The sequence below is a fragment of the Amycolatopsis sp. NPDC049868 genome (assembly GCF_044461365.1).
In the GTDB taxonomy this organism is placed as follows: Bacteria; Actinomycetota; Actinomycetes; order Mycobacteriales; family Pseudonocardiaceae; genus Amycolatopsis.
Genome location: NZ_JBITKV010000027.1, coordinates 1 through 23,577, shown reverse-complemented (window position 1 = coordinate 23,577; position 23,577 = coordinate 1). Strand labels below are relative to the sequence as shown.

The following is a 23,577-nucleotide window of genomic DNA, read 5'->3' as shown; positions in this document are numbered from 1 at the left end:
CTAGAAGTGCAGCAGCGAACGCTGGTCGACGCGGGTGTCGTGGTTGCGCCAGGTGACCCACTGCACGGCGGCGATCGCCACGAGCGCGGGCGGCAGCACGAAGGTGAGCAGGCCGAGCATCTCGGTGCTGGTGGCCGCTTCCGTCAGGCTCAACGAGAAGCCCCCGTCCACAGAGGACACGAGCGTGTCCGGCAGGCGCAGCGTCCCGACCGCCAGCACCGGCGACGCGGACAGCGTCATCGTGGCGACCAGCGCCGCCTTGTGCCGCCCCGCGCGCAAGGCCGCCGCCGCGGTCGCCAGCGCGCCGAACGCCAGCACGATCGCAGGCAGTACCGACCAGGACGCGGTGGTCTCCACGGCGCCCCAGGCGACCGTCACCACCAGGAACGCGAGCGCCGGCGCGAGCAGGGCCTTGGCGATCCGGTTCGCCCGGGCGGTGAATTCGGCGGGCGCCCGGACGGCGAGGAAAGCCGCTCCCTGCAAGGCGAACAGCGCGACGAACCCGGCACCCCAGAGCAGCGCGTACGGACTGAACACCGCGAGGACGTCGCCTGTCGGGTTTCCGGCCGCGTCGAGCGGGAGCCCGAGCACGAGATTGCCGAGGAACACACCCCAGGACACCGCCGTCACCCAGGCGCCGACGGTGATCGCCAGCGTCCAGGCGCCGCGGCCCGCGTCCGGCCGCCTGCTGCGCAACTGCACCGCCGCGGTGAACGTGACGAGCCCGAGCAGCAGGCTGACGACCGGAAGGTAGGCCCCGGAGAACACTTTCCCTTCCAGATGCGGGAAAGCGCCGAACAGGACGCCGACCGCGGCCACCAGCCACACCTCGTTGGCCAGGAAGAACGGGCCGAAAGCGCCGAGCACGCGCCGTCGCCCGGCCTCGTCACGGCTGAGCCTGCCGAGCAGCATCCCGACGCCGTAGTCGTAGCCTGCCAGCGCGAAATAGCCGGCCGTCAGGAAACCGAGCACACACCACCAGAGGATCACCATCGGTCAGACTCCACTCAGGACGGGAAGTTCGGTACGAGGCGCGGCTGCTTCTTCGACGGGATCCGGACCGCGTTTGGCGACCCGTGACATCAGCACCCAGTCGGCGATCGCGAGCGCCGCGAACAGCACGGTGAACGCGATGAAGGAGAACAGGATCTGCCCGGCCGGGATCGACGCGACGGCGTCGGCGGTGGTCAGCCGCCCGCGGATCAGCCACGGCTGACGGCCGATCTCCCGCACCAGCCAGCCGAGGATCGCCGCGATGAACGGCAGCGGGATGGCCAGCACCATCACGTACAGCAGCGGCCGCACCTTCGTGATCCAGTTCCGGAACAGCAGCAGCGTGCCGAGGATCGAGGCGAGGAAGGCGATGAAGCCGATCTGGATCATGAAGCCCAGCGAGGCGCCGACCAGCGGATCCGGTGATTTGAGCTTGTCAGGGTGGTACTCCCCGAGCGGGCCGAACTGGCCGAAGCCGAAGCCGATCACCAGTGTGCTGCCGGCCAGCGAGGCGAGCACGCCGATCCGCATCGAGCGCCGGAAGAACTCGATCTCCTTGGTGCGCTTGATGAAGTGGTACGCGCTGACGCCGACCACGAAGAAGCCGCCGGTCATGAGCGCCGCGCTCAGCACGTGCGGCAGCGAGCTCGCCAGCGCCGGGTTGGTGAACAGCGCGCCGAAGTCGTCGAGTTTCAGCACGCCGTTCTCGGCGTGGGTGCCGACCGGGTTCTGCAGGAACGAGTTGGCCACCATGATGAACAGCGCCGAGGCGTACGCGGTCAGCGTGACCAGCCAGATCAGCGTCAGATGGACCCATTTGTTCAGCCGCCCCCAGCCGAAGATCCAGAGCCCCAGGAAGGTCGATTCGGCGAAGAACGCCACCAGCGTCTCGATGGCCAGCGGGGCGCCGAAGACGTCGCCCGCGACCGAGGACAGGCCGGTCCAGGTGAGTCCGAACTGGAATTCCATCACGATTCCGGTGACGATTCCCAGCGCGTAATTGATCACGTAAAGCTTGCCCCAGAAGCGAGTCATCCGCGTGAGTTCCGGCTTGTCGCCGAACGCGGAGCGTGTCTGCATCACCGCGACGAGTGTCACGAGCCCCAGTGTGAGCAGCACGAACAGGAAGTGGAACGAGGTCGTCGTCGCGAACTGGAGTCTCGCGATCGGGAGTGCGTCCATGCCGAAGCACTGTATACGTAGGCTGGCTACATGTAGCCACTAAATCTATGAAATCGGGGTGATCTCGGGGACATTCCCTGAGGCCGGTCCGGGAAAGACCCGGCTACCCTGGTATGCGGCGATGTGTAGACTGTCTATCTATGAAGGCAGACAGCCTGCGCGGGCACCTCGACGCGCTGCTCCTCGCCGTCCTCGACGGCCGGAAGCTGCACGGGTACGCCATCATCGAGGCGCTCCAGCTCCGCAGCGACGGTGCGCTCGACCTGCCGACGGGCACCGTCTACCCGGCGCTTCGCCGGCTGGAGCGCGCCGGATTCCTCGCCAGCGAGTGGGACGTCGTGTCCGGCCGCAAACGTCGTACGTACAAGCTCACCCGCTCCGGGCAGAAGGCCCTGGCGGCGGAACGAGCGGAGTGGCAGGAGTTCACCACCGTGATAGGTGGTGTCCTCGGGGGGAGCACGGCATGAGCACGATCGAGGCCTACATCGGCGATCTGGACAGGCGGTTGCGCGGGTCGGCGAAGGCGAAGGCCGATCTGCTCACCGAGGCGAGGGACGGCCTGACCGACGCTGCCGAGGCTTATCGTGCGGGCGGCGTGGAGGAGGCCGAAGCCGAACGCCGTGCCGTGGCCGACTTCGGCCCGGCCGCCGTGATCGCCCGTGACTATCAGGCCGAACTGGCGTTGCGCGGCGACATCGGCACATTGTGGAAGGTCATCGTCGGCGTCCCGCTGATCCAGGTGGGCTGGGAGCTGGCGCGGATCTGGACCTACGGCGACTGGAGCGGGAAGCCGAATCCGGACTGGTACCTGGCCGTCATCGAGATATTCGGTGTCCTGGTCCTCGTTCCGCCGGTGATCGGAGCGGTCTCGCTCTTCGGGGCGCGCAGGCTGGGGCGCAGGCTCGACAGCGTGAGCCTGGGGAAGGTGACGCGGTGGACGGTGGGCGCCGCGGCGAGCACGAACCTGCTGGCGCTGCTGCTGCTCACCGTGGGCACGACGGTCCTCGATCCGTCCATGCTGAACGTGAGCCTCGCGTGCAACGTGCTGGCGGCCGGCTGGGTAGCGTTCAGTTTCTGGCTGCTCCCATCGGCTTTCCGGCCCCGGCCCGCGCTCGCCGCATGAACGCGATCGAGGCCTACCTCGGCGATCTGGATGCCCGCTTGCGCGGGCCGTCGTCGGCGAAGAACGACCTGCTCACCGAGGCGAGAGACGGTCTGACGGACGCTGCCGAGGCTTATCGCGCGGGCGGCGTCGACGAGGTGGAAGCCGAACGCCGTGCCGTCGCCGACTTCGGCCCGGCAGACCTGATCGCCGGCGACTACCAAGCGGAATTGGGACTCCGGCGCGACATCCGCGTGCTGTGGGAACTGATCGTCGGTGTCCCGCTGCTGATCCTCGCCTGGGATCTCGCGCGCGGCTTCGGTGACTGGTCCCGGTTCGGTGACCCGCCGTCCTGGTACCACCGCGCGATCGGCGCGGCCGACACGCTGGCCGTGCTGTCCCCGGCCGTCGCGGTCGCCGGGTTGCTCGCGGCACGGTTGCTCTCGCGGCGAGCGGGCGGCCCGTTCGCCGCTCGCGCGGTCTCGTGGTCGCTGGCCGGGGCGGTGGGGTTGAACCTGCTCGCGGTCGCGACGTACGGCGGCGCGACCGGGCTGCTGGAACCCGCCCGCCTGATCGTCAGCGTGCCGTGCGCGGTCGGCTCGGGAATCTGGATCCTGTTCAGCATGCGGCTCACGGTCGCCGCGCGGAGTTGGAGAGCCACGGCATGACGGTGATCGAGGCCTACCTCGGACAGCTGCGCACCCGGCTGGACGGCCCGGCGTCGGCGAAGCGGGATCTGCTGCGTGAGGCACGGGACGGGCTCAACGACGCCGCGGCCGCGTATCGCGACGGCGGCTGGAGCGAGTACGAGGCGCAACGGCACGCCGTCGACGATTTCGGGCCGGTGCAGCTGATCGCGCGGGACTATCAGGCCGAACTGGGGATGCACAGCGGCACCCGGACCCTGTGGAAACTGATCCTCGGCGTGCCGATGATGCAGCTCGCCTGGGAGTTCGCCCGCAAATGGACCTTCGGCGACTGGTCGCAGCTCGCGACGCCGACCCCGGGTTGGTACAAGTACGTCGCCCAGTTCACCCACGGCTCGGTGTTCATCGTGCCGATGCTGGGCGTGATCGCGCTGCTCTGCATGCGCTGGCTTTCCCGGCGGATGGACGGCACCCGGCTGGTCAGGACCGCCGGCGTGCTGATCGGCGAGGCCGTCGGGCTGAACCTGCTTTCGGTGGCGCTGCTGGTGATCGCCACGGGGATCATCGACGCGTCGAGACTGTTCCTGTCGGTGCCCTGCGGGATCCTCATGGTGCTCTGGGTGGTGGTCAGCGTGCGACTCGCGTTGCTGGCGCGACGATCGTGGCGTTCGTGTGCCACGATCGTGGCGTGACGACCGCCCTGATCTATCTCGTAGTCATGCTGCTGGTGGCCGCCGTGGTGTTCTTGCTGGCCGCCGTGGTGTTCGGCCGGGGTGAGGAGCTGGCCCCGCTGCCTCCCGGCGGCTCGCCGACCAGGCTGCCCGCCGAGGACATCACCGCCGAGGACGTCCACGCCGTCCGCTATCAGATGGTGCTGCGCGGCTACAAGATGTCCGAAGTGGACTGGGTGATGCGGCGGCTCGGTGCCGAGATCGAGGACCTGCGGGCCAAGGTGGCCGAACTGGAGGCCGAGCGCGAGGGCGCCAGGTGACCGATGTCGTCGTCTCCGTCGACGTCGCGGTACCGGCCGGGACGGCTTGGCTGGCGCTGACCGACTGGGAACGCCAGGGCGAATGGATGCTCGGCACCGAGGTCAAGGTCGTCGAGGGCAACGGGCGCAGCGTGGGTTCGAAGCTGTCGGCGTTCACCGGTGTCGCCGGGATCGGCTTCACCGACACCATGGAGATCACCAGCTGGGAGCCGCCGCTGCGCTGCGTCGTGCGGCATCTCGGCAAAATCGTGCAGGGCACCGGGGTCTTCCAGGTGATCGAAAAGGGGCCGCATGCCTCGACGTTCGTCTGGGCGGAGCATCTGCGGCCGCCGTTCGGCGTCGTCGGACGGCTCGGCTGGCCGGTCGCGAAACCGGGCTTCGAACTGGGACTGCGGTTGTGCCTGCAGAGATTCGTGAAATACGCGGAGGGGTACCGGGTTGGCTGAGGCGGGTCTGCTGGGCGCGGACGGGATCAAGCGGTGTTCATGGGGGAATTCGGCCCCGGACTACGTCGAGTACCACGACACCGAGTGGGGCGTCGAGCTCCACGGCGATGAAGAGCTGTACGAACGCCTGTGCCTGGAGTCGTTCCAGTCCGGGCTTTCGTGGATCACGATCCTGCGGAAGCGGGAGTCGTTCCGGAAGGCGTTCGCCGGATTCGTGCCGGAGAAGGTCGCCGTCTTCACCGACGACGACGTCGCCCGTCTCATGGACGACGCGTCGATCGTGCGGAACCGGGCGAAGATCCTGGCGGCGATCAACAACGCGCGGGCGATCGAGGAGCTGGACGGTTCGCTGGACGACCTGCTGTGGTCGTTCGCGCCCGCTTCGCACGCCCGGCCGCGGCGGATGGCGGACGTCCCGGCGATCACCGACGAGTCGAAGGCCATGGCGAAGGAACTCAAGAAGCGCGGCTTCGCGTTCCTCGGGCCGACGACCTGTTACGCGCTGATGCAGGCGACGGGGATGGTCGACGACCACGTGAAGGACTGCTTCCGGGCGGTTTAGTGCGCTCCGAGGTCTCTCGCCAGCCGTTCCAGCGAGCGGTAGCTGCCGTCGAGTTCGATCTTCCGGAAGTCCCGCAGTTCGATCACGCAGCGCGCGGCGTACGCGACGGGAATCAGACCCGCCCAGAGGGAGCGGGTCTTGTACTTGACCGAACGGACTTCGGGCCAGGTGATCACGCACTGGACCTTGCGGCCGTGGACGTCGGCGAAACCACGATCGAAGACGTAGAGGCCGCCGTCGAGACGTCTCCTTGTCGACACGCACCACCACAGGAAAAGCGGCGGCCACACGAACAGCGTGATGGCCAGGGCGCCGGTCATGTCGCCTTCGCGGAGCCCGAGCGCCAGCGCTCCCGCGAGTGGCGCGAAGGCGAAGAAGGTCCCGACGGCTCCCGGCCGGCGGCGGTAGCGACGGAGGCAGTCACCGAGGTCGTGCTCGGCGGCTGTCGCCTTGAGGTGGGGCGGGATCACTGCCGGAGGCTAGCCGCGGCTGCCCGGTACCGGTCCCGGCACGCGCTATGAACGGTCCGTTCCTTGCAAAATTTGCAAGGAACGGACCGTTCATAGCACGCGGCGAGGGGTTACTTGCCCTGGAAGTTCGGCTTGCGCTTGCCCACGAAGGCCTCAACGGCCTCGGTGTGGTCGGCCGTGGCGCCCAGCGCGGACTGCGCCGCGTCCTCGGCGTCGAGAGCCTCTTCGAGAGAGGACTCGGCGGCGACGGCCAGGACGTTCTTGATCTTCGCGTACGCGACCGTCGGACCGGCCGCGAGCTTCGCGGCGACCTTCTGCGCACGGGCGGCCAGTTCCTCGTCCGGCACGACCTCGCCGACCAGGCCGAGCGTCAGCGCCTCGGCGGAGTCGACCGTGCGCGCCATCAGCATCAGCTCGGCCGCGCGGCCGAGGCCGATCAGCCGCTGCAGCGTCCACGACGCGCCCGAGTCCGGGCCGAGGCCGACGTTCGCGAACGCCATCAGGAAGTTCGCCGACGTCGCCGCGATCCGGAGGTCGCTCGCGTACGCGAAGGCCGCGCCCGCGCCGGCCGCCGGGCCGTTCACCGCCGCGATGACCGGTTTCGGCATCCCGACGATCGTCTTGACGATCGGGTTGTAGTGCTCCTTGACCGTGTGTAGCGGCGCCGGGTCACCCGCCTGCAGCAACCCGACGTGCTCCTTCAGGTCCTGCCCGGCGCAGAACGCCTTGCCCGAACCGGTCAGCACGACCGCGCGGACGCTGTCGTCGGCCGCGGCCTCGGTCAGGCCCGTCAGCAGCAGTTCCTTGAGTTCGACGGTCAGCGAGTTGTACGCCTGCGGCCGGTTCAGCGTGAAGGTGCGCACGCCATCGGCGTCGGCGGTCAGCAGAACGTCGGATGTGGTCACGGGATCTCCTAGTCGGCGAAACTGCGGTCTGAGACGAAGTCTTTCAGCCTCGCGAGCCGCATACCAGCACCGATACGGCGGCAAAAGATCGGTCCGCGTTCGCGCTCGGCCGCTGATGAGGGACAATGGACAGTAGACCCGGCTGGCTTTGACGAGCGCGACCCGGGCGCGCCGGTTGAGACGGAGGGAGCACGCTATGGCGGCCATGAAGCCCCGGACCGGAGATGGTCCCCTCGAAGTGACTAAGGAGGGGCGGGGCCTCGTGATGCGCGTACCACTCGAAGGTGGTGGGCGCCTCGTCGTCGAACTCTCCGCGGAAGAAGCGAAGGATCTCGGCGCGGCCTTGCAGGAGGTCACCGGCTGAGCCGGACCGCACCAACGTTCAACCACCCGCACCCCGGTCTCCTCTCGGAGGCCGGGGTCGCGGTTCATCTGCGCCCGGAGGTCGCTCACTGTGCGTAACCCGCTACCCCCCGTTCCGGGGAAGCTGCTCGAACTTGAGGTCTCGGACGACCTAAGGCGCGGTACGCCGCTGGCCACGCTGATCGCGGCGCCGTCCGAAGAGGACGGTGACGCCGGGCTCGCGGAGATCGGCGGCGTGCGGCCCACCGGCAAGGCCGGGGACGTGCAGACCGTGCCGACCGGCGGCGTCCGCTGGCTGGCGGGTGTCGGTGACGGCGAGCCGAAGCAGTACCGCAAGGCCGGCGCCGCGCTGGTCCGCGCCGTTTCGTCGGCGCTGGAGGAAGACTTCAAGGCGGGCCAGAAGGCGTTCCGTTCCTTCGCCGTCGAACTGCCCGAGGACGCGGGCGTGGAGCATGTCGAAGAACTCGCGTTCGGGCTGCTGCTCGGCGGCTACCGGTTCACGGTGACGGCCGAGGAGCCGAAGCCGAGCCTGCGGACCGTGCGCTTGATCACACGTCACGAGCACGCCGTGGACGCCTTGGAGCGGGTCCGCGAGCTCGCCGCGGCCGCCGCGTTCGCGCGCGACCTGGCGAACGCGCCGTCGAATATCAAGACCCCCGCCTGGCTGGCGGACACGGCCGTCCGCGTCGCCGGAGGCATCCCGAACCTGACCGTGACGGCCAGGGACGAGAAGTGGCTGGCCGAGCAGGGCTTCGGCGGCGTCCTCGCCGTCGGTGGCGGATCGGCCGCGCCGCCGCGGCTGATCGAGCTGGAGTACCGGCCGCGCGGGGCGAAAACGCATCTGCTGCTGGTCGGCAAGGGCATCACCTTCGACACCGGTGGTCTTTCGATCAAGCCCGCCGACGGCATGCACCTCATGCGCACCGACATGGCGGGCGGCGCGGCGATCATCGCCGCGGTCCGCGCGATCGCCGCACTGCGCCTGCCGGTCAAGGTGACCGCGCTGGTGCCCGCCGCCGAGAACCACGTGTCCGGATCGTCGTACCGGCCCGGCGACATCGTCCGGCACTACGGCGGCAAGACGACCGAGGTGGGCAACACCGACGCCGAGGGCCGCATGGTCCTGGCCGACGCCCTCGTCTACGGCATCAAGAAGCACAAACCGGACGCGGTGATCGACGCGGCGACCCTGACCGGCGCCATGAAGGTCTCGCTCGGCGTCCGTACCGGCGGTGTCTTCGCCACCGACGACGCGCTCGCGGAACGGGTCACGAAGGCGGGCGAGCGGGTCGGCGAGGCGTGGTGGCGGATGCCGCTGCTGGAGGATCTCGCCGAGACCGTGCAGGGCTCGCTCGGCGACGTCCGGCAGGCGCCGGGCGGTCCCGGCGGCATCGTCGCGGCGCTGTTCCTGCGGGAGTTCGTCGGCGACGTGCCGTGGGCGCATCTCGACATCGCCGGCCCCGCGCGGGCCGACAAGACCTACGCCGACGTCGTCCCCGGGGCCACCGGGTTCGCGGCGCGGACGCTGGTCGAATTGGTCGCTTCCTACGCCTGAGCTGGGGTTACCTGCGGGGCGGGAGCAAGGGACCTTTGCTACCACCCCGCAGGTCCACCTTGGGCATGGGCTGGGTCGGCGCGTCACCGGCGTGGGCGGTGAGCCGTCGGGCGATCCCGGTCGCGGGGCCGGTCAGGTACCGGAACACGAGCCACGCCGTCACGGAGCCGAGGACGAGCCCGGCGAGGACGTCGTGCGGGTAGTGCGCGCCGACGAAGACCCGCGAGAAGCCCATCAACACCGCACCCGGGAGCACCCACGGCGCGAGTCTCCGCCAGGCGAGTGCCAGCCCGACGGCGGCCGCCGCCCCGATGGTGGAGTGGTTGCTCGGGAAGGACCAGTCGCCGGGCGGCGGGCAGTCGACGAGCGTGACGAGGTTCCGGCACGGCCGGTCCTCCTGGATCACGAACTTCAGGCCTTCGCTGATCAGGTACGCGATCGCGGTCGCGGCGGGCGGCAGCAGCGCCACGGCGATCCGGACGGGCGAAGTGCGCGCCCGCCACAACATCCAGGCGAAGAGCGCCGCGAAGGCGAGCAGTCCTGCTTCGGTGAACAGGATTCCCGCCGCCTGAAGCCAGTTCGGGCTCTCACCCGCCAACTCCACGATGTCGTCGTACATTCACCCGAAGTTAGCGAAAAAGATGTGCCCGCGCGGTGGACGAAGGGCAGGGATCGACCCTGACGATCGTCACCAGGGTCGCGCGCGGACCCGCTCCCGGAACCGCAGGACGGCGGGCGGCAGGACGACGTCCTTGCGCCAAGCCAGCCCGATGGTCCGCCCGACCGGCGGCACCAGCGGAACTTCGGCGACACCCGCCGGGCTGCCCGGCTCGAAGCGGGGAAGCAGCGCGACGCCGAGCCCGGCCGCGACGAGGCCCCGGACGGTGTCGGACTCCTGTCCTTCGAAAGCGATCTTCGGCTCGAAGCCGGCCGCGGCGCACAGTTCGTCGGTGATGGTGCGGAGGCCGTAGCCGGTCTCCAGGAGCACGAATTCCTCGTCCTTGAGGTCCTCGATGGCGGCGCTGGGCCGGTCGGCGAGGCGGTGCGAGGTCGGCACGGAGAGGAAGATCTCCTGCTCGGACAGCACGGCGGTATCGAGCAGCGGGTCGTCGACGGGGGCGGGCGCGAGCAGCGCGAGGTCGAGTTCGCCGCTGGTCAGCCTGTCGACCATGTCCTGACGTGAGCCCTGGACCAGCGTGAACCGGACTCCCGGATGGTCCGCGCGATAGCCGCGGAGCAAGGTGGGGACCAGCGACCGGCCGAGCAGGTGCAGGAATCCGAGGACGATGTGCCCGGATTCGGGGTCGACCTCCTCGCGGGCTTGACGGACACCGGCATCGACGGTGGCGAGCGCGCGTTCGGCGGCGTCGGCGAGCAGTTCGGCGGCCCGGGTGAGCCGGATGCCGCGGCCGTCGGGGACCGTCAGCGGTGCGCCGAGGGCCTCTCCGAGCGCCGAGATCCGGCGGCTTACCGTGGGCTGCGGGACACCGAGTAGTTCCGCCGCGCGTGTGACGTTCGTCGTGCGGCGCAGTGCGGTGAGCAGAGCGAGCTGCGGGGCTAGCTGGGCGGTCATCCTTTCATTCAGCACGGTATCGATTGTGGCAGATGAGCGTATTAGACGTATCGTTTAGCCAGGCTTAGCTTCAAGATCGTGCCTGCCACCGGAACCACCCGCCGCGTGACGATCGCCGTCGCCGCGGCCGGGATCTCCTCGTTCGCGCTGCTTTACGCGCCACAGCCGGTGCTGCCGCAACTGGCCGAGCAGTATCACCTCGATCCCGGTGGCGCCTCGCTGGCCGTGAGTGTCGCGACCGGCGCGCTCGCGATCGCCGTGCTGCCGATCGCGGCGCTTTCGGAAGTCGTGGGACGGCGTCCGGTGATCATCGCTTCGGTGGTCGCGTCGGTCGTGTTCGGTTTCCTGCTGCCGCTGGCGCCCAGCTATCCGGCGCTGCTCGTGCTGCGGGCGCTGCAGGGGGTCGCCATCGCGGGGTTCCCCGGCGTGGCCGCGGCCTACCTCGCGGAACGGCTCGGCAAGGCCGGGCTGGCGGCGGCGGTGGGCGCGATGATCGCCGGGAACACCGTCGGCGGCATGGTCGGGCGGCTCGCGGCCGGGTTCACCGCCGGACCGTTCGGCTACCAGGGCGCGCTGCTCGTGGTCGCGGTGATCGGGCTGGTCTGCACGGTGGTCACGGTGCTGGCCCTGCCGCCGGGGGAGCAAGGGACCTTTGCTACCACTTTCGCGGATCGGCGCAGGTCAGAGCGGTTCCGCGAGCAGTCCGCGGCGGTACTGGCAGGGCTCGGCGCGGCCGTCCGGAAGCCGGTCCTGCTGGTCCAGTACGCGGTCGCGCTGCTGGCGATGGGCTCGTTCGTCGCCCTGTACAACGCCGCCGGTTTCCGCTTGACCGGCGAGCCGCTGAACCTCACGCCCGCGATCGCGTCGCTCGTCTTCCTCGCGTACGCGATCGGCTCGGTCTCATCGGCGACGGCGGGCAAACTCGTCGGCCGGTTCGGGCGACGCCGGGCGCTCGCCGGGGCCCTGCTGCTCACGATCGCGGGCGCCGCGCTGACGCTGCCCGACTCGCTCCCCATGGTCGTCGCCGGTTTCGTGGTGCTGACCGGCGCGTTCTTCGCCGCGCACGCCGTCGCCAACGGCTGGGCCGCGGCGGAGGCGCCCGAGAACGCTCGCGGCCAGGTGGGCGGGCTCTACACGCTTTCGTACTACCTCGGCAGCAGTGTCGGCGGCGCCGTCGGCGCGACCGTCTACGGGCACGCGGGCTGGACCTGGCTGATCGTGCTCACGGCCGCCTGGCTGGCCCTCGCCGCGGTGGCCGTGCTGAAGGGGACTTTCCCCGCATCACACGCGGTGAAAGCACCCTTCGCCGCGTCCGATGCGGTGAAAGCGTCCTTCAGTTCCCGGCGGTAGCAAAGGTCCCTTGCTACGCGATCGCGGCGACCAGCAGCCCGCCGCCCACCGGCAACAGCGCCGGGACCAGCCGCTCGTCCTCCCGGAACGCCCGCGCGACCTCCCGAAGCGCGAGGGTGTCCGGATCACGTCGTGAGGGATCGATCACTCTGGCGCCCGAGACGTTGTGGAACGCCAGTATCCCGCCGGGCCGCAGCAGCGCGACGGCCTTCTCGTAGCAACTCGGGTACTCGACCGGCGCCGAATCGACGAACACCAGGTCATAGCCGCCGGGAGTGAGCCGGGGGAGGACGTCGAGCGCGCGCCCCAGGATCAGCCGGGTCCGCCCCGGCGGATAGCCGGCCTCGCGGAACGCCGCCCGTGCCGCCCGGTGGTACTCCGGCTCGATGTCGATCGAAGTGAGGATCCCGTCGTCGACCATGCCGCCGAGCAGGCACAACCCGCTCACTCCGGCCCCGGTGCCGACCTCGACGACGGCCTTCGCCCGGAGCGTCGTGGCGAGAAAACGCAGAGTCGCACCCGCGCCCGCGCTCAGCGGACCGCACCCCAGATCGGCCGACCGCGCCCGCGCGGTGGCCAGTACCTCGTCGTCGGGGACGTAGCCGTCGACGAGATCGGCGTCGGCGGCCTCGGCAGGCGAGCCCGCATGCGTCCCGGAATTCACACGCGGAGGTTAGCGCTGCCTATCGCCAAAAGAGCAGAAGACTCCTGGTAACGACTTCTCAGCCTCCTCTCAGTCCAGTCTCACTAGAAACATAAGCAGGCCGGACAGACTGGTCCTCGACAACGGGAACACCGTGCTCATCGCCCGCGTTGGGTGGAGTAGTTGGGAGAAGACGCTGATGGAGGTGCCTACTTCCCCGATGCAGGACACGATGCAGGACCAGCAAGCGGACCAGGTCACGCCGGTGACGGTGGACGAGGCCGCATGGACGCCGCCCTCGTGGGACGAGGTCGTGCGTGAGCACGCCGACCGCGTGTACCGGCTGGCATACCGCCTGACCGGTAACGCCCACGACGCCGAAGACCTGACGCAGGAGACCTTCATCCGGGTCTTCCGCTCGCTCGCGTCCTACAAGCCCGGCACGTTCGAAGGCTGGCTGCACCGCATCACCACGAACCTCTTCCTCGACATGGCCCGCCGCCGCTCGCGCGTGCGGATGGAAGGCCTCCCCGAGGACACCGACCGCATCGTCGGTGACGACCCGAGCCCCGAGCAGGTCTACTCGGACACGCATCTCGACCCGGACCTGCAGGCCGCGCTCGACGAGCTGCCGCCCGAGTTCCGCGCCGCGGTCGTGCTGTGCGACGTCGAAGGTCTCTCGTACGAGGAGATCGGCGCCACCCTCGGTGTCAAGCTCGGCACCGTGCGCAGCCGGATCCACCGCGGCCGCCAGGCGCTTCGCGCTTCTTTGGAGCGTCGTCGCGCCGCGGCGCAGGAGTCTGCGAAGGTGGGGGTATGACCGCACCGCGAGGTTGGGGACTCCCCGAGTCGCATCTGCTTCCGGACGCCATCGTCGCCTTCGTCGACGGCGAGCTGACCCTCGGCGCCCAGGACAGGGCTTCGGCGCATATCGCCCGTTGCCAGTCCTGCGCCGCCGAAGTGACCGCCCAGCGCCAGGCCGTCGCGGCCGTGAAGCAGGCGGGAGCCCCGTCGATGTCGGCGGGTTTCCTGGCCAGCCTGTGCTCCATCCCGCAGAACACCGAACTTCCCGGCACGCCGGACAACCTGGCCATGACCGCGGACGGCCAGCTCGTGGCCATCCAGCGGCCCGACCGGGTCGCCGGCCTTCGCGACACCGGAGTCTTGGGTGGTACCGCGCCGTTGGGATCATCGGCGCCCCTGGGCCAGTCGCCGAACGTCCTCGGCGGCGGGCGGTTCGGTCTCGCCCGGCGGAAGTACGCGCAGGGCGCCGGAGTCGTCGTTTCGGGCCTGGTGCTGAGCGCCCTGGCCCTGGTCGCGACCTCGGGTGACGGCACCGAAGACCAGCCGGCCACCGGCTTCACCCCGCCGCAAGGCGTCAACGCCGGGCTGCTGCCCGCGCAGCTGGGCGGCGGCACCCAGCCGGAACCGCCGCGCAGCACCACGCCGAGCCCGAGCACGTCCAGCCGGCCCATGCCCGTCTCGGCCCGCTGATCCGCTTCGTCAGGGTTTGACGAAGCAGATCGTCGCGCTCTTGAACTTTGAAGCCCCGTAGCTGGCGTAGGAGACGACTTCCGCCGTCCCCTCGGCGCACGGGCTGTTCACCACGCTCATCTGCGGAAAGACCTCGCTGATCTTCAGCCGCGCCGAGCCGCAGTCCTTCAGCGGCGGCGGGGTCTTCGTCTCGATGTCGTCGAAACACAGCCCGACCTTGGCGTTGATCGCCAGGCACAGGGCGACGCCCTCCCCGCGCAGCGGCGTCGGGACGGCGTACTTGTAGAAGCCGTCCTTGCAGTTCCACTCGCCCTTGTCGACGCCGGTGAGGCTCACCGCGTACGGCGCTTGCGGCGAATCGCACGACGTGGGGACCGCGTCGGCCTCCTTGCCGGAGCCGGTCAGCACGACGCAGTCGCCTTCGGTCAGCTTCCCGGCCTGCTTCTCCGGCCCCGCGACCGATTTCATCACGACGATCAGGCCGATCCCGCCGCCGACCACGACGAGCGCCGCCACGAGCAGCAGCACCTTCAGCTTGGTGGACATGCCCTTCTTCTTGGGCGGCTGCTGTGGCCATTGCTGCTGCTGTTGTTGCGGCCACTGTTGGTAAGGGACGTTCTGGGGCGGGAAAGGGGCCCCCGGGTTCTGTGACATGGCCGTCAGCGTGCCACAAGTGAGACATCTTTTCTCCAAGTGTCACATTTATGCCCGGTTCTGGGAATCAACGCGCACTTCACCGTGGTCACGGCAGAATCCACGGTGAGGCTTGGCGTACTCTCGCGTCCGGCCAACCTGATCTCAGCCCCGGGGAATGATGACCGAGCAGCCGAACGCGAATCCGCAGCAGCCTGGTGACCCGGCGGGGGATCGGCTGGCGCCGCGCCCGCTGGCCCGGCCCGCCGTCGATCCGGCGCAGGCGGCCACGTTCGGGAGGCCGCACGGCGTCGATGGCGCCTTCGACAAGCTGTACCAGCCAGGCAGGAACGGGCAGTCCGCGCCGGGAATGAATCTGGCGCCGCCGACGCCGGAATCGCTCGCCGAAGCCTTCCGCCGCCCGCCGGGCGCCGAAGGTGTCGTGTTGGAGCGGCCGCACGGGACCAACGGCTCCGGCCCGTCCGCCAACGATGCGGAAGGTCCGCTCTGGACCACGACGTCGGACCCGTGGCGTGATCCCGGCTCCGGCGCGGTGCTCGCCGGGCCAGCCGTGCAACAGGACTCCGAAGGCGAGAAGGACGCGAAGCGCCCGCAGGGTGCGCTGTTGAGCCTTCCGGAGGTCCTCTTCGGGCGGCGTGTGCAGACGAAGGCGCTGGCGATGCTCGCCGCGGTCGCGCTGGTCATCGGCGCGGTCGGCGGGCTGATCGGCTGGTGGTTCGCCGACACCGGCACCGAACTGACCGGTCAGGCCAGCATCTCCGAGGCCGATGCGGCCAAGGAGCGCCCGGCGGGCTCGATCGCGGACATCGCCCACCGGGTGGCGCCCGCCGTCGTCTCCCTCGAGGTGTTCAAACCCGGCGCCGACGCCGGCCAGCAGGGCTCCGGCGTCGTCATCGACAACCAGGGCTACGTGCTCACCAACGAGCACGTGATCTCCGCCGCGACCGCCGATTCGGCCACCAAGGTCACCGCCGTGTTCTTCGACGGCAAACGCGTCGAGGCGAAGGTCGTCGGCGCCGACGCCAAAACCGACCTGGCCGTGGTCAAGGTCGACGTCAAGAACCTCACCGCGTTGCAGATCGGGAAGTCCTCCGACCTCGCCGTCGGCGACTCGGTGATCGCCGTCGGTTCGCCGCTGGCGCTGCAGAACTCGGTCACCGCCGGCATCGTGAGCGCGCTCAACCGCCCGGTGACCGCGGGCGGTGACGGCGGCAGCGCGCCGGTGATCTACGAAGCCATCCAGACCGACGCCGCGATCAACCACGGCAACTCGGGTGGCGCGCTCGTCGACGCGACCGGCGCGCTGGTCGGGATCAACTCCGCGATCCGCTCGTCCAGCGCCGAAGGCGGCAGCATCGGCATCGGGTTCGCCATCCCCAGCGACTACGCGGTGAAGATCGCGAAAACACTGATCAAGGACGGCAAGGTCGTCCACCCCGACATCGGCATCAATTCTTCGTCGACCGTCGCGGGCTCCAGCACCATGGGCGCGCAGGTCCGCAACGTCGCCCCCGGCGGCCCCGCGGCCTCCGCCGGGATCAAAGAAGGCGACGTCATCACGGAAGTCGGCGGACGGCACGTGCGCGACTCGGCGGAACTGCTCGTCGCGGTCCGCGCCCGCGAAGTCGGCGAAGTGGTTCCTGTCCGGCTTGTCCGGGATGGGTCTTCACTTGTCGTGGACGTGAAACTGGCCTCGGACTAGCGAGTTCGGACGGGTACCCTGAACGGGGAAGACGCCGAGGCGGAGGTTCACACGGGTGTTCGAGAGTGTCGGCTGGGGAGAGATCCTCATCATCGTCGTCGCGGGTCTTTTCATCCTCGGTCCGGAACGGCTGCCCGAAGCGGCGTCCTGGGTGGCGAAGAGCGTCCGCAAGGTCCGCGACTTCGCGACCGGGGCCAAGACGCAGCTGCGCGAGGAGATGGGCCCGGAGTTCGATCAGCTGCGCAAGCCGCTGGAGGATCTGCGCGGCCTGCGGAACTTCGACCCGAAGCGGGTCGTCACCCAGCACCTGTTCGACGGTGACACGGATCCGCTGGGGCTCAACAACGTCAACGGCACCAACGGGGCGAACGGCTCCAATGGCGCTTCGAAGCCCAACGGCCACCCGGCGACGGCTTCGCAGCCCGAGCCGCTGAAGCCGGGGGAGCGCCCTCCGGTCGACCCGGACGCGACCTGAGGTCTCACGCTCGCTCAAGTGCCATGAACGGTCCGTTCCTTGCAAATTTCGCAAGGAACGGACCGTTCATAGCGTCCGGGCCGGTACGTGAGCCTCGCCAAGTGGTAGCAAAGGTCCCTTGCTCCGGCCGCCGCTAGGCCCGAGTACATGAAGGCCCCCTTCCTTGCGCCTAGCGCAAGGAAGGGGGCCTTCATGTACTTCCCGAGACAGGCGTCAGCGGCCCGCGGGAGTGACGTTCAGCATCATCCCGGCCAGCCCGCGCGCCCGGACGGTCAGCTTCTTCGCCGCCTCCTTGAGCACGAGCGACGCAGGCGCGTCCGGCTCGGCGAGAACGATCGGCGTGCCCGCGTCGCCGTTGGAGACCACGCGCGGGTCCATCGGGACCTGCCCGAGCAGCGGCACCGTCGAGCCGACCGACTTCGACAGCGAGTCGGCGACCGACTGCCCGCCGCCGGAGCCGAAGATCTCCATCTTCTGGCCGTCGGGCGTCTCCAGCCACGACATGTTCTCGATGACCCCGGCCACCCGCTGCCGCGTCTGCAGCGCGATCGCGCCCGCGCGCTCGGCCACCTCGGCGGCCGCCTGCTGCGGGGTGGTGACGACCAGGATCTCCGCGTTCGGGATGAGCTGCGCCACCGAGATCGCGATGTCACCGGTGCCCGGCGGCAGGTCCAGCAGCAGGATGTCGAGGTCGCCCCAGAACACGTCGGCGAGGAACTGCTGCAGCGCGCGGTGCAGCATCGGCCCGCGCCACACCACGGGCGCGTTGCCCGGGGTGAACATGCCGATCGAGATGACCTTCACGCCGTGCGCCTGCGGCGGCATGATCATGGTGTCGACCTTGGTCGGCTTCTCCCGCGCGCCGAGCATCCGCGGCACCGAGTGCCCGTAGATGTCCGCGTCCACCACGCCGACGGAAAGCCCGCGTTCGGCCATCGCGGCCGCGAGGTTCACCGTCACCGAGGACTTGCCGACGCCGCCCTTGCCGGACGCGACGCAGTAGACGCGCGTCAGCGAGCCCGGCTGCGCGAACGGGATCACCGGTTCCGCGGCGTCGCCGCGCAGGGATTTTCGCAGCTCAGTGCGCTGCTCGTCACTCATCACGTCGAGCTCGACCCGGACGTCGTTGACGCCGGGGAGCTTCTTGACGGCTTCGGTGGTGTCGTTGGTCAGCGTCGCCTTCAGCGGGCAGCCGGCGACCGTCAGGTAGATCCCGACGGTGACCACACCGTCCGAGCCGACCTCCACGTCCTTGACCATGCCGAGTTCGGTGATCGGTTTCTTGATCTCCGGGTCGTACACGGCCTTCAGCGCGGTGCGGACATCGTCGACGCTGGGGAGTTGCTGCGTACTGGTCACACGTCCATGTTACGTACCGGTAGCGGCGCGGTCGGGTTTGGCCTTGCGCGGCTTGGCATCAAGATCCTCACGGAGCCGGTCGAGCTCGCCCCGCAGGAAGTCCCGGGTGGCGACCTCGCCGAGCGCGATCCGCAGCGACGCGAGCTCCCGCGCGAGGTACTCGGTGTCGGCCTTGGTCTGCGCGGCGCGGTGCCGGTCCTCGTCGAGTGAGACGCGGTCTCGGTCGTCCTGCCGGTTCTGGGCCAGCAGGATCAGTGGCGCGGCGTACGCGGCCTGCGTCGAGAACGCCAGGTTCAGCAGGATGAACGGGTACGGGTCCCACCGCAGCGAGACCGCGACCAGGTTCAGCACGATCCAGACGATGACGATCAGCGTCTGCCAGAACAGGTACTTGCCGGTGCCGAGGAAGCGAGCGATCCGTTCGGTGAACCGGCCGAACGAGTCGGGGTCGATGTTCAGCCTGAACCGGCTCTGACCGCGGGGCTGGTCGAGCCGCCGCCCGGACGTCAGTTCAGGCACGTTCGGCCTCCTCGGTGATCTCGCCGGTGATGTCGTGCAGCCCGGTCTCGCGCCAGTCTTCCGGGAGCAGGTGATCGAGTACGTCGTCGACGGTGACCGCGCCGAGCAGATGGTCCTCGGCGTCCACCACCGGCCCGCACGTGAGGTTGTAGGCGGCGAAGTAGCGCGTGACCTCGGACAAAGTGGCCTTCGGCCGCAGCGCGGGCAGCTGGGAGTCGACGGCGCTCGCCACCATCTCCGCGGGTGGTTCGCGCAGCAGCCGCTGGAAGTGGACGACGCCGACGAAGCGCCCTGTCGGCGTCTCCGTCGGCGGACGGCAGACGAACACCATGCTCGCCAGCGCCACCGGGAGGTCGGCGTTGCGGATGTGCGCGAGCGCCTCGGCGACCGTGGCGTCCGGTGTCAGCACCACCGGCTCGGGCGTCATCAGCCCGCCCGCGGTGTCGGACGAGTACTCCAGCAGCCGCTTCACCGGTGCCGACTCCTCGGGTTCCATCAGCTCCAGGAACCGGTTCTGCTCGGCGGGCGCCAGTTCGGCCAGCAGGTCGGCGGCGTCGTCGGGGTCCATCGCTTCGAGGATGTCGGCGGCCCGTTCCTCGGCGAGGTAGGACAGCAGTTCCTTCTGGTCGTCCTCGGGAAGCTCCTCGATGACGTCGGCGAGGTGCTCGTCGTCCATCGCGTCGGCGACCTCGTGCCGTCGTTTGAGCGGCAGGTCGCGGACCGTGGCGGCGACGTCGGCCGGACGCATGGTGTCGAACAGCATCAGCAGCTGCGCCGCGCCCTGGGTCTGGCCGGTGAGGTCGGTGAGCCCGAGCCCGGACACCTCCGACCACGGCAGCACCTGCATCGCCGCTCGCCGCCTGCCGAGGCCGAGCCTGCTCGGCCGTTCGCGGATCGCGAGTTTCGCGAGCACCCAGTCCCGCGTCCGCGTCGGTTCCATGGCGGCGTCGACGACGGTGATCCTGGTGTCGGAACCCGCGAGCGTGGCGTACGCGTCGAAGAGCTGCCCGACCACGAGCACCTCGTTGGGCCGCTGATGGAAGCGCCGCATGTTCACCGATCCGGTGGCGAGCGTGACCGCGCCGGGTTCGATCGAGGTCACGCGCAACATCGGCACGAACACGCGGCGCCTCATCGTCAGCTCCACGACGAGGCCCAGGATCCTTGGCGGCTGCTGGTCCAGGCGCAGGCCCGCCACCAGGTCCCGCACCTTGCCGATCGATTCGCCATCGGGCCCGAAAACCGGCAAACCGGCCAGCTGAGCTGCGAATACCCTGTTCACGGCTGCCATGCCCGAAGGTTATCCGCTCCCGGGGCGGCAGACGATTCGTGTGATCACCGCAATGCCCAGGCGGCGATTCCGGGGACGGCGGCGTAGGCCGGGTCTTCGGCGATGGTCTCGGGCGAAGCGCCCTCAGCGAGGTCTTCGTACAGCCAGGTCCAGTTCTGCACCGCGCGCACGAGCGTCCACGCCCGCGCCCGCTCCGCGTCGACCTCGGCCGCCGCGCTGAACCATTTGAGCTTTTCGTCCATTGTGGACTCTTCCGCGCGGTTCCAGAGGATCGAGATCGCGCCGAATTCCAGATCACCCGAAAGCGGCTTCGGATCGATCACCAGCCACGGTTCGCGCGTCCCGGCCAGGACGTTCTCGAAGTGCAGATCCTCGTTCACCATCAGCTCACCGGCTTCCGGCCCGAGGTTCACGCAGATTTCCACCGCCGCGTCGATGTACTCGCGGCCGAACGGTTCGCCCAGTTCGCTCCAGGTCTCCGGGAGTTCGGTGACCAGCTCCGCGGCCTCCTGCCGCAGGGACCGCCGCAGTGCTTCGGGGGCGGGGACGGCCAGCCGCCGCGCCAGCGCGCCGACGGTTTCGACGGCCTCCTGGATCGGCTCCGTTTCCAGCGAGCGGGTGGCGTCGAGCCGCTCCAGGAGCAGCACGCCGTCTTCGGGCACGTTGTCGTACATCAGGACCGCGCCCTGACCGGCCCAAGTGGACAGTGCGAGCGGTTCGTCGTCGGACTCCTCGTGCGGCCAGCCGAGCTTGAGGATCGCGGGGGAGCCGTCCGCGCGGCGCACGGGCTGGGCGACGCCGACGAAACCGTGCATGGCCTCACCGTCGTATTCGAGCCGCCACTTGGCGGTGTACTTCTCGGCGAGGAACGGGAGGGAATCGAGCCACTCGGCGGCTCCGGGGCCGAGTTCGGCGGCGCGGTCGAGGAACTTGGGCGGGATCTTGAAACCGGTCACGGATCCACCTTGGCAGGCTTGTCCACCGTGTTTCCCCCGTGACTCGCCGGGCGTACCGTGAACAGCGAGAACAACCCCGGGAGCAGCCATGGTGGTGGAGATTCTCAGTGCGGTCGCCGTCGCGGGCGGAGCTTGGCTCGCGGCCAGCCTTCGCGTGGTGAAACAGTACGAACGCGGTCTCGTGTTCCGCTTCGGGCGGGTGCGCCCGGCCATCCGGGAGCCGGGGCTCGCGCTGCTGGTGCCGATCGCGGACAGGCTGCAGAAGGTCAACATGCAGATCGTCACGATGCCGATCCCCGCACAGGACGGCATCACCCGGGACAACGTCACCGTGCGGGTGGACGCGGTCGTGTACTTCAAGGTGATCGACCCGGTGCTGGCCGCGGTCAACGTGCAGGACTACCGCTCGGCCGTCGGACAGGTCGCGCAGACCTCGCTGCGGTCCATCATCGGCAAGAGCGACCTGGACGACCTGCTGTCCAACCGCGAACGGCTGAACGAGGGCCTGGAGCTGATGATCGACAGCCCGGCGCTGGACTGGGGCATCCACATCGACCGGGTCGAGATCAAGGACGTCGCGCTGCCGGAGTCGATGAAGCGCTCGATGTCACGCCAGGCCGAAGCCGAACGCGAGCGGCGGGCGAGGGTCATCTCGGCCGACGGCGAACTGCAGGCGTCGCACAAGCTTTCGCAGGCGGCGGCGACCATGGCCGACACCCCGGCGGCGCTGCAGTTGCGGCTGCTGGAGACGGTCGTGCAGGTCTCGGCGGAGAAGAACTCGACACTGGTCCTGCCGTTCCCGGTGGAGCTGCTGCGCTTCCTCGACGCGAACACGCCGAAGAGGGAGACACCTTCGGAGGACACGGCGGCCAACGGTCAGGTGGCGCCGTCACCCAGGGAACCGGGCGACGTGGAGCACGAGGCCCAACGCTAATCGAGCTTGCCGTTCACCCCGAGGATGATCAACGTCCCGAAGAACCCGACGTACAGCGCGATGACGACGTACGCGATGACCACCGCCGCGAGGGCTATGCCGCGTCCGCCCGCTTCGCCGCGGTTCGCCTTCGCCAGCCCGATGTGTCCCAGGATCAGCCCGACGATCACCGTCACGCACGAGCAGATCCCGACAAGCGAGCACACCAGCCCTGCGATCGCCATCCCGTTGTCCTGCGATCGCGGGGGTGCCGCCATCGCGTACGGGTTGTACGGCTGCGGCGGCGGGTACGCGGCCGGCAACGGCACGGGCGTGTACACCGGCGGGTTCGGAGCCGTGAAGGGCGGCGGGACGGGCTCGGCGGTCAGCGGATCGATGGTCTGCCCGTACGTCTCGGCCGGAACCGGCGTCGGGTCCGGAACCGGATCCGGAACGGACGCCGAAGGCACCTCGAACGGTGCGGGCGGCACGAACGGCGGGGGCGGGGTGAAGGGCTCCGGCGGTTGGAACTGCTGCGGGCTCGACACGGTCTCGGACGCCGAGGACGACGCAGACGACGCGGAAGTCGGGTCCGAGAAGGTGTTCGAGTCGGTGTAGGACGACGTCGAAGGTGTGTCCTGCGAGTCGGAACTGCTCATCCGGTTTGGCCCCCTGGTTCGTGCGGGACACCACCGTATCGTCCGAACGGGTCAGGAGACGCCCGCGGCACCGATCGCGAGCACCACGAAAATGAACCACAGGATGACCGGGATCAGCCACAGCGCGGTGACGACGTACCCGATGATCATGCCCGCCTGCGCCATGCCCTGGCCGCCCGCTTCACCGCGTTTGGCCTTCGACAGCGCGATGTGCCCGAAGATGATCCCCAGGATCGCCGGGAAGCACATGACCAGCCCGATCAGCGAGCACACCAGCGACGCCACCGCCATGCCCTGGTCCGGCGGCCGCATATAGGGCTGCTGGACGTAGTACTGCTGCGGCGGTGGTTGATACGGCTGGAGTCCGTAGGGCTGCTCGAACTGCCCGGACGGCTGCTGCCCGTACGGATCGTGCGGATTCGTCATGCGGGGTCCCCTCGTAGACGAGGACCGTATCGCTACCGGAAAGCCCCGTGTTTCGCGGCGACGTTGAGCAGGACCGGGATCGCGAAGGCGACGTGGCCCAAGGCGATCCCGGGGATCACGGATGGCGTACGCGTGACTGCGCTCATAGCGAGTCCCCACGTCAGGCGTCATACTCACCGGTAACCCAGCGCCGGGAGCCCGGTGCGCGCGAATTTAGGAGCAGCGATGGCTCGCCTCGCCCAGACCGCCGGCTTGACCGACGTGCAGTCCGAAATCCTGGCCACGGTCCGCCAGTTCGTGGACAAGGAGGTCATCCCGCGCGCGCAGGAGCTCGAGCACTCCGACAC

At 69.4% G+C, this 23,577-nt stretch carries 29 protein-coding genes and 1 pseudogene; 16 read left to right on the top strand and 14 right to left on the bottom strand.

The genetic code is table 11. From position 1 onward, the window contains the following. A complete protein-coding gene (locus ACIBTM_RS46215) occupies nucleotides 1-993 on the bottom strand; it encodes a cytochrome d ubiquinol oxidase subunit II (RefSeq protein ID WP_395883448.1) in 993 nt (330 codons plus the stop codon). A gap of 3 nt (nucleotides 994-996) precedes the next feature. Further along, nucleotides 997-2,175: a cytochrome ubiquinol oxidase subunit I gene (locus tag ACIBTM_RS46210; protein ID WP_395883447.1), complete on the bottom strand. Its 1,179-nt coding sequence runs from the start codon at nucleotides 2,173-2,175 to the stop codon at nucleotides 997-999. A gap of 140 nt (nucleotides 2,176-2,315) precedes the next feature. On the opposite strand from ACIBTM_RS46210, the gene ACIBTM_RS46205 reads away from it, so the two are divergent. From ACIBTM_RS46205 to ACIBTM_RS46175, 7 genes are read left to right on the top strand one after another with little or no spacing between them, the layout of a single operon-like run. Continuing rightward, nucleotides 2,316-2,642: a helix-turn-helix transcriptional regulator gene (locus tag ACIBTM_RS46205; protein ID WP_005155407.1), complete on the top strand. Its 327-nt coding sequence runs from the start codon at nucleotides 2,316-2,318 to the stop codon at nucleotides 2,640-2,642. Further along, a complete protein-coding gene (locus tag ACIBTM_RS46200) occupies nucleotides 2,639-3,298 on the top strand; it encodes a permease prefix domain 1-containing protein (protein WP_395883446.1) in 660 nt (219 codons plus the stop codon). The genes ACIBTM_RS46205 and ACIBTM_RS46200 overlap by 4 nt, the downstream gene beginning before the upstream one ends. Continuing rightward, nucleotides 3,295-3,945 (top strand): permease prefix domain 1-containing protein, encoded by a 651-nt coding sequence (locus ACIBTM_RS46195; RefSeq protein WP_395883445.1) that lies wholly within the window; start codon nucleotides 3,295-3,297, stop codon nucleotides 3,943-3,945. Before ACIBTM_RS46200 ends, ACIBTM_RS46195 begins: the two co-directional genes overlap by 4 nt. After that, nucleotides 3,942-4,616: a permease prefix domain 1-containing protein gene (locus tag ACIBTM_RS46190; RefSeq protein WP_395883444.1), complete on the top strand. Its 675-nt coding sequence runs from the start codon at nucleotides 3,942-3,944 to the stop codon at nucleotides 4,614-4,616. The genes ACIBTM_RS46195 and ACIBTM_RS46190 overlap by 4 nt, the downstream gene beginning before the upstream one ends. Continuing rightward, complete coding sequence (locus ACIBTM_RS46185; RefSeq protein WP_395883443.1) at nucleotides 4,613-4,915, top strand: DivIVA domain-containing protein; 303 nt, start codon at nucleotides 4,613-4,615, stop codon at nucleotides 4,913-4,915. Before ACIBTM_RS46190 ends, ACIBTM_RS46185 begins: the two co-directional genes overlap by 4 nt. Beyond that, nucleotides 4,912-5,361 carry an SRPBCC family protein gene (locus ACIBTM_RS46180; protein WP_395883442.1) on the top strand — a complete coding sequence of 150 codons (450 nt, stop codon included), beginning with the start codon at nucleotides 4,912-4,914 and terminating at the stop codon, nucleotides 5,359-5,361. The genes ACIBTM_RS46185 and ACIBTM_RS46180 overlap by 4 nt, the downstream gene beginning before the upstream one ends. After that, complete coding sequence (locus ACIBTM_RS46175; protein ID WP_395883441.1) at nucleotides 5,354-5,923, top strand: DNA-3-methyladenine glycosylase I; 570 nt, start codon at nucleotides 5,354-5,356, stop codon at nucleotides 5,921-5,923. The genes ACIBTM_RS46180 and ACIBTM_RS46175 overlap by 8 nt, the downstream gene beginning before the upstream one ends. Here ACIBTM_RS46175 and ACIBTM_RS46170 read toward each other — a convergent pair. Together ACIBTM_RS46170 and ACIBTM_RS46165 are read right to left on the bottom strand one after the other, a co-directional pair. Continuing rightward, nucleotides 5,920-6,393: a hypothetical protein gene (locus ACIBTM_RS46170; RefSeq protein ID WP_395883440.1), complete on the bottom strand. Its 474-nt coding sequence runs from the start codon at nucleotides 6,391-6,393 to the stop codon at nucleotides 5,920-5,922. The genes ACIBTM_RS46175 and ACIBTM_RS46170 overlap by 4 nt on opposite strands. Nucleotides 6,394-6,503: 110 nt before the next feature. Next, nucleotides 6,504-7,298, bottom strand: a complete 795-nt coding sequence (locus ACIBTM_RS46165; RefSeq protein WP_395883439.1) for an enoyl-CoA hydratase-related protein — start codon at nucleotides 7,296-7,298, stop codon at nucleotides 6,504-6,506. Nucleotides 7,299-7,494: 196 nt separating this feature from the next. Between ACIBTM_RS46165 and ACIBTM_RS46160 the strand changes: the two genes are divergently transcribed. Together ACIBTM_RS46160 and ACIBTM_RS46155 are read left to right on the top strand one after the other, a co-directional pair. Next, complete coding sequence (locus ACIBTM_RS46160) at nucleotides 7,495-7,662, top strand: DUF3117 domain-containing protein (protein WP_005155393.1); 168 nt, start codon at nucleotides 7,495-7,497, stop codon at nucleotides 7,660-7,662. A 90-nt stretch (nucleotides 7,663-7,752) separates the two neighbouring features. After that, entirely contained in the window at nucleotides 7,753-9,216 is a 1,464-nt protein-coding gene (locus ACIBTM_RS46155; RefSeq protein WP_395883438.1) for a leucyl aminopeptidase family protein, read from the top strand. 7 nt (nucleotides 9,217-9,223) lie between these two features. Here ACIBTM_RS46155 and ACIBTM_RS46150 read toward each other — a convergent pair whose 3' ends face one another. Together ACIBTM_RS46150 and ACIBTM_RS46145 are read right to left on the bottom strand one after the other, a co-directional pair. Further along, nucleotides 9,224-9,835, bottom strand: a complete 612-nt coding sequence (locus tag ACIBTM_RS46150) for a phosphatase PAP2 family protein (RefSeq protein ID WP_395883437.1) — start codon at nucleotides 9,833-9,835, stop codon at nucleotides 9,224-9,226. A gap of 69 nt (nucleotides 9,836-9,904) precedes the next feature. Further along, nucleotides 9,905-10,789, bottom strand: coding sequence for a LysR family transcriptional regulator (locus ACIBTM_RS46145; RefSeq protein WP_395883461.1), 885 nt, complete (start codon nucleotides 10,787-10,789; stop codon nucleotides 9,905-9,907). Nucleotides 10,790-10,894: 105 nt separating this feature from the next. Here ACIBTM_RS46145 and ACIBTM_RS46140 point away from each other — a divergent pair, with 105 nt between their 5' ends. Next, nucleotides 10,895-12,139, top strand: coding sequence for an MFS transporter (locus tag ACIBTM_RS46140; RefSeq protein WP_395883460.1), 1,245 nt, complete (start codon nucleotides 10,895-10,897; stop codon nucleotides 12,137-12,139). 13 nt (nucleotides 12,140-12,152) lie between these two features. Here the strand turns inward: ACIBTM_RS46140 and ACIBTM_RS46135 are convergent, their stop codons facing one another. Beyond that, nucleotides 12,153-12,803, bottom strand: a complete 651-nt coding sequence (locus tag ACIBTM_RS46135) for an O-methyltransferase (protein ID WP_395883436.1) — start codon at nucleotides 12,801-12,803, stop codon at nucleotides 12,153-12,155. A gap of 178 nt (nucleotides 12,804-12,981) precedes the next feature. Between ACIBTM_RS46135 and sigE the strand changes: the two genes are divergently transcribed. Then, the gene (sigE, locus tag ACIBTM_RS46130) at nucleotides 12,982-13,602 is read left to right on the top strand and encodes an RNA polymerase sigma factor SigE (RefSeq protein ID WP_378316435.1); all 621 of its coding nucleotides are present in this window, start codon (nucleotides 12,982-12,984) and stop codon (nucleotides 13,600-13,602) included. Next, nucleotides 13,599-14,276, top strand: coding sequence for an anti-sigma factor family protein (locus ACIBTM_RS46125; protein ID WP_395883435.1), 678 nt, complete (start codon nucleotides 13,599-13,601; stop codon nucleotides 14,274-14,276). The genes sigE and ACIBTM_RS46125 overlap by 4 nt, the downstream gene beginning before the upstream one ends. Nucleotides 14,277-14,285: 9 nt before the next feature. On the opposite strand, the gene ACIBTM_RS46120 is transcribed toward ACIBTM_RS46125, so the two are convergent. After that, nucleotides 14,286-14,822: a hypothetical protein gene (locus tag ACIBTM_RS46120; RefSeq protein WP_395883434.1), complete on the bottom strand. Its 537-nt coding sequence runs from the start codon at nucleotides 14,820-14,822 to the stop codon at nucleotides 14,286-14,288. 268 nt (nucleotides 14,823-15,090) lie between these two features. Here ACIBTM_RS46120 and ACIBTM_RS46115 point away from each other — a divergent pair, with 268 nt between their 5' ends. Both ACIBTM_RS46115 and tatB read left to right on the top strand, forming a co-directional pair. Further along, nucleotides 15,091-16,632 (top strand): trypsin-like peptidase domain-containing protein, encoded by a 1,542-nt coding sequence (locus ACIBTM_RS46115; protein WP_395883433.1) that lies wholly within the window; start codon nucleotides 15,091-15,093, stop codon nucleotides 16,630-16,632. A 55-nt stretch (nucleotides 16,633-16,687) separates the two neighbouring features. Beyond that, a complete protein-coding gene (tatB, locus tag ACIBTM_RS46110; RefSeq protein ID WP_395883432.1) occupies nucleotides 16,688-17,107 on the top strand; it encodes a Sec-independent protein translocase protein TatB in 420 nt (139 codons plus the stop codon). A 213-nt stretch (nucleotides 17,108-17,320) separates the two neighbouring features. Here the strand turns inward: tatB and ACIBTM_RS46105 are convergent, their stop codons facing one another. The 4 genes from ACIBTM_RS46105 to ACIBTM_RS46090 are packed head-to-tail and all read right to left on the bottom strand — an operon-like array spanning nucleotide 17,321 to nucleotide 21,232. Continuing rightward, nucleotides 17,321-18,466, bottom strand: a complete 1,146-nt coding sequence (locus tag ACIBTM_RS46105; protein WP_395883431.1) for an Mrp/NBP35 family ATP-binding protein — start codon at nucleotides 18,464-18,466, stop codon at nucleotides 17,321-17,323. A gap of 9 nt (nucleotides 18,467-18,475) precedes the next feature. After that, nucleotides 18,476-18,985, bottom strand: coding sequence for a DUF1003 domain-containing protein (locus ACIBTM_RS46100; RefSeq protein ID WP_395883430.1), 510 nt, complete (start codon nucleotides 18,983-18,985; stop codon nucleotides 18,476-18,478). Then, a complete protein-coding gene (locus tag ACIBTM_RS46095) occupies nucleotides 18,978-20,276 on the bottom strand; it encodes a magnesium transporter MgtE N-terminal domain-containing protein (protein ID WP_395883429.1) in 1,299 nt (432 codons plus the stop codon). Before ACIBTM_RS46095 ends, ACIBTM_RS46100 begins: the two co-directional genes overlap by 8 nt. Before the next feature lie 44 nt (nucleotides 20,277-20,320). Next, nucleotides 20,321-21,232 (bottom strand): aminoglycoside phosphotransferase family protein, encoded by a 912-nt coding sequence (locus ACIBTM_RS46090; protein ID WP_395883428.1) that lies wholly within the window; start codon nucleotides 21,230-21,232, stop codon nucleotides 20,321-20,323. Nucleotides 21,233-21,320: 88 nt separating this feature from the next. Here ACIBTM_RS46090 and ACIBTM_RS46085 point away from each other — a divergent pair, with 88 nt between their 5' ends. Then, nucleotides 21,321-22,166, top strand: a complete 846-nt coding sequence (locus ACIBTM_RS46085; protein WP_395883427.1) for a slipin family protein — start codon at nucleotides 21,321-21,323, stop codon at nucleotides 22,164-22,166. Here the strand turns inward: ACIBTM_RS46085 and ACIBTM_RS46080 are convergent. After that, nucleotides 22,163-22,804 (bottom strand): DUF4190 domain-containing protein, encoded by a 642-nt coding sequence (locus ACIBTM_RS46080; RefSeq protein ID WP_395883426.1) that lies wholly within the window; start codon nucleotides 22,802-22,804, stop codon nucleotides 22,163-22,165. The genes ACIBTM_RS46085 and ACIBTM_RS46080 overlap by 4 nt on opposite strands. Nucleotides 22,805-22,855: 51 nt before the next feature. Next, on the bottom strand, nucleotides 22,856-23,230 hold the full coding sequence (locus ACIBTM_RS46075; RefSeq protein WP_395883425.1) for a DUF4190 domain-containing protein: 375 nt from the start codon (nucleotides 23,228-23,230) through the stop codon (nucleotides 22,856-22,858). A 225-nt stretch (nucleotides 23,231-23,455) separates the two neighbouring features. Between ACIBTM_RS46075 and ACIBTM_RS46070 the strand changes: the two are divergent. Continuing rightward, nucleotides 23,456-23,577: pseudogene (locus ACIBTM_RS46070) on the top strand (acyl-CoA dehydrogenase); the annotation flags it as partial.

What these genes read in the sequence shown, in the direction of transcription:
- ACIBTM_RS46150 (WP_395883437.1), bottom strand. Translation starts at nt 9,835, where the DNA reads ATGTACGACGACATCGTGGAGTTGGCGGGTGAGAGCCCGAACTGGCTT.
- ACIBTM_RS46080 (WP_395883426.1), bottom strand. Translation starts at nt 22,804, where the DNA reads ATGAGCAGTTCCGACTCGCAGGACACACCTTCGACGTCGTCCTACACC.
- ACIBTM_RS46125 (WP_395883435.1), top strand. Translation starts at nt 13,599, where the DNA reads ATGACCGCACCGCGAGGTTGGGGACTCCCCGAGTCGCATCTGCTTCCG.
- ACIBTM_RS46190 (WP_395883444.1), top strand. Translation starts at nt 3,942, where the DNA reads ATGACGGTGATCGAGGCCTACCTCGGACAGCTGCGCACCCGGCTGGAC.
- ACIBTM_RS46195 (WP_395883445.1), top strand. Translation starts at nt 3,295, where the DNA reads ATGAACGCGATCGAGGCCTACCTCGGCGATCTGGATGCCCGCTTGCGC.
- ACIBTM_RS46075 (WP_395883425.1), bottom strand. Translation starts at nt 23,230, where the DNA reads ATGACGAATCCGCACGATCCGTACGGGCAGCAGCCGTCCGGGCAGTTC.
- ACIBTM_RS46145 (WP_395883461.1), bottom strand. Translation starts at nt 10,789, where the DNA reads ATGACCGCCCAGCTAGCCCCGCAGCTCGCTCTGCTCACCGCACTGCGC.
- ACIBTM_RS46160 (WP_005155393.1), top strand. Translation starts at nt 7,495, where the DNA reads ATGGCGGCCATGAAGCCCCGGACCGGAGATGGTCCCCTCGAAGTGACT.
- ACIBTM_RS46120 (WP_395883434.1), bottom strand. Translation starts at nt 14,822, where the DNA reads ATGTCCACCAAGCTGAAGGTGCTGCTGCTCGTGGCGGCGCTCGTCGTG.
- ACIBTM_RS46210 (WP_395883447.1), bottom strand. Translation starts at nt 2,175, where the DNA reads ATGGACGCACTCCCGATCGCGAGACTCCAGTTCGCGACGACGACCTCG.
- ACIBTM_RS46115 (WP_395883433.1), top strand. Translation starts at nt 15,091, where the DNA reads ATGACCGAGCAGCCGAACGCGAATCCGCAGCAGCCTGGTGACCCGGCG.
- ACIBTM_RS46095 (WP_395883429.1), bottom strand. Translation starts at nt 20,276, where the DNA reads ATGGCAGCCGTGAACAGGGTATTCGCAGCTCAGCTGGCCGGTTTGCCG.
- ACIBTM_RS46215 (WP_395883448.1), bottom strand. Translation starts at nt 993, where the DNA reads ATGGTGATCCTCTGGTGGTGTGTGCTCGGTTTCCTGACGGCCGGCTAT.
- sigE (WP_378316435.1), top strand. Translation starts at nt 12,982, where the DNA reads ATGGAGGTGCCTACTTCCCCGATGCAGGACACGATGCAGGACCAGCAA.
- ACIBTM_RS46205 (WP_005155407.1), top strand. Translation starts at nt 2,316, where the DNA reads ATGAAGGCAGACAGCCTGCGCGGGCACCTCGACGCGCTGCTCCTCGCC.
- ACIBTM_RS46200 (WP_395883446.1), top strand. Translation starts at nt 2,639, where the DNA reads ATGAGCACGATCGAGGCCTACATCGGCGATCTGGACAGGCGGTTGCGC.
- ACIBTM_RS46085 (WP_395883427.1), top strand. Translation starts at nt 21,321, where the DNA reads ATGGTGGTGGAGATTCTCAGTGCGGTCGCCGTCGCGGGCGGAGCTTGG.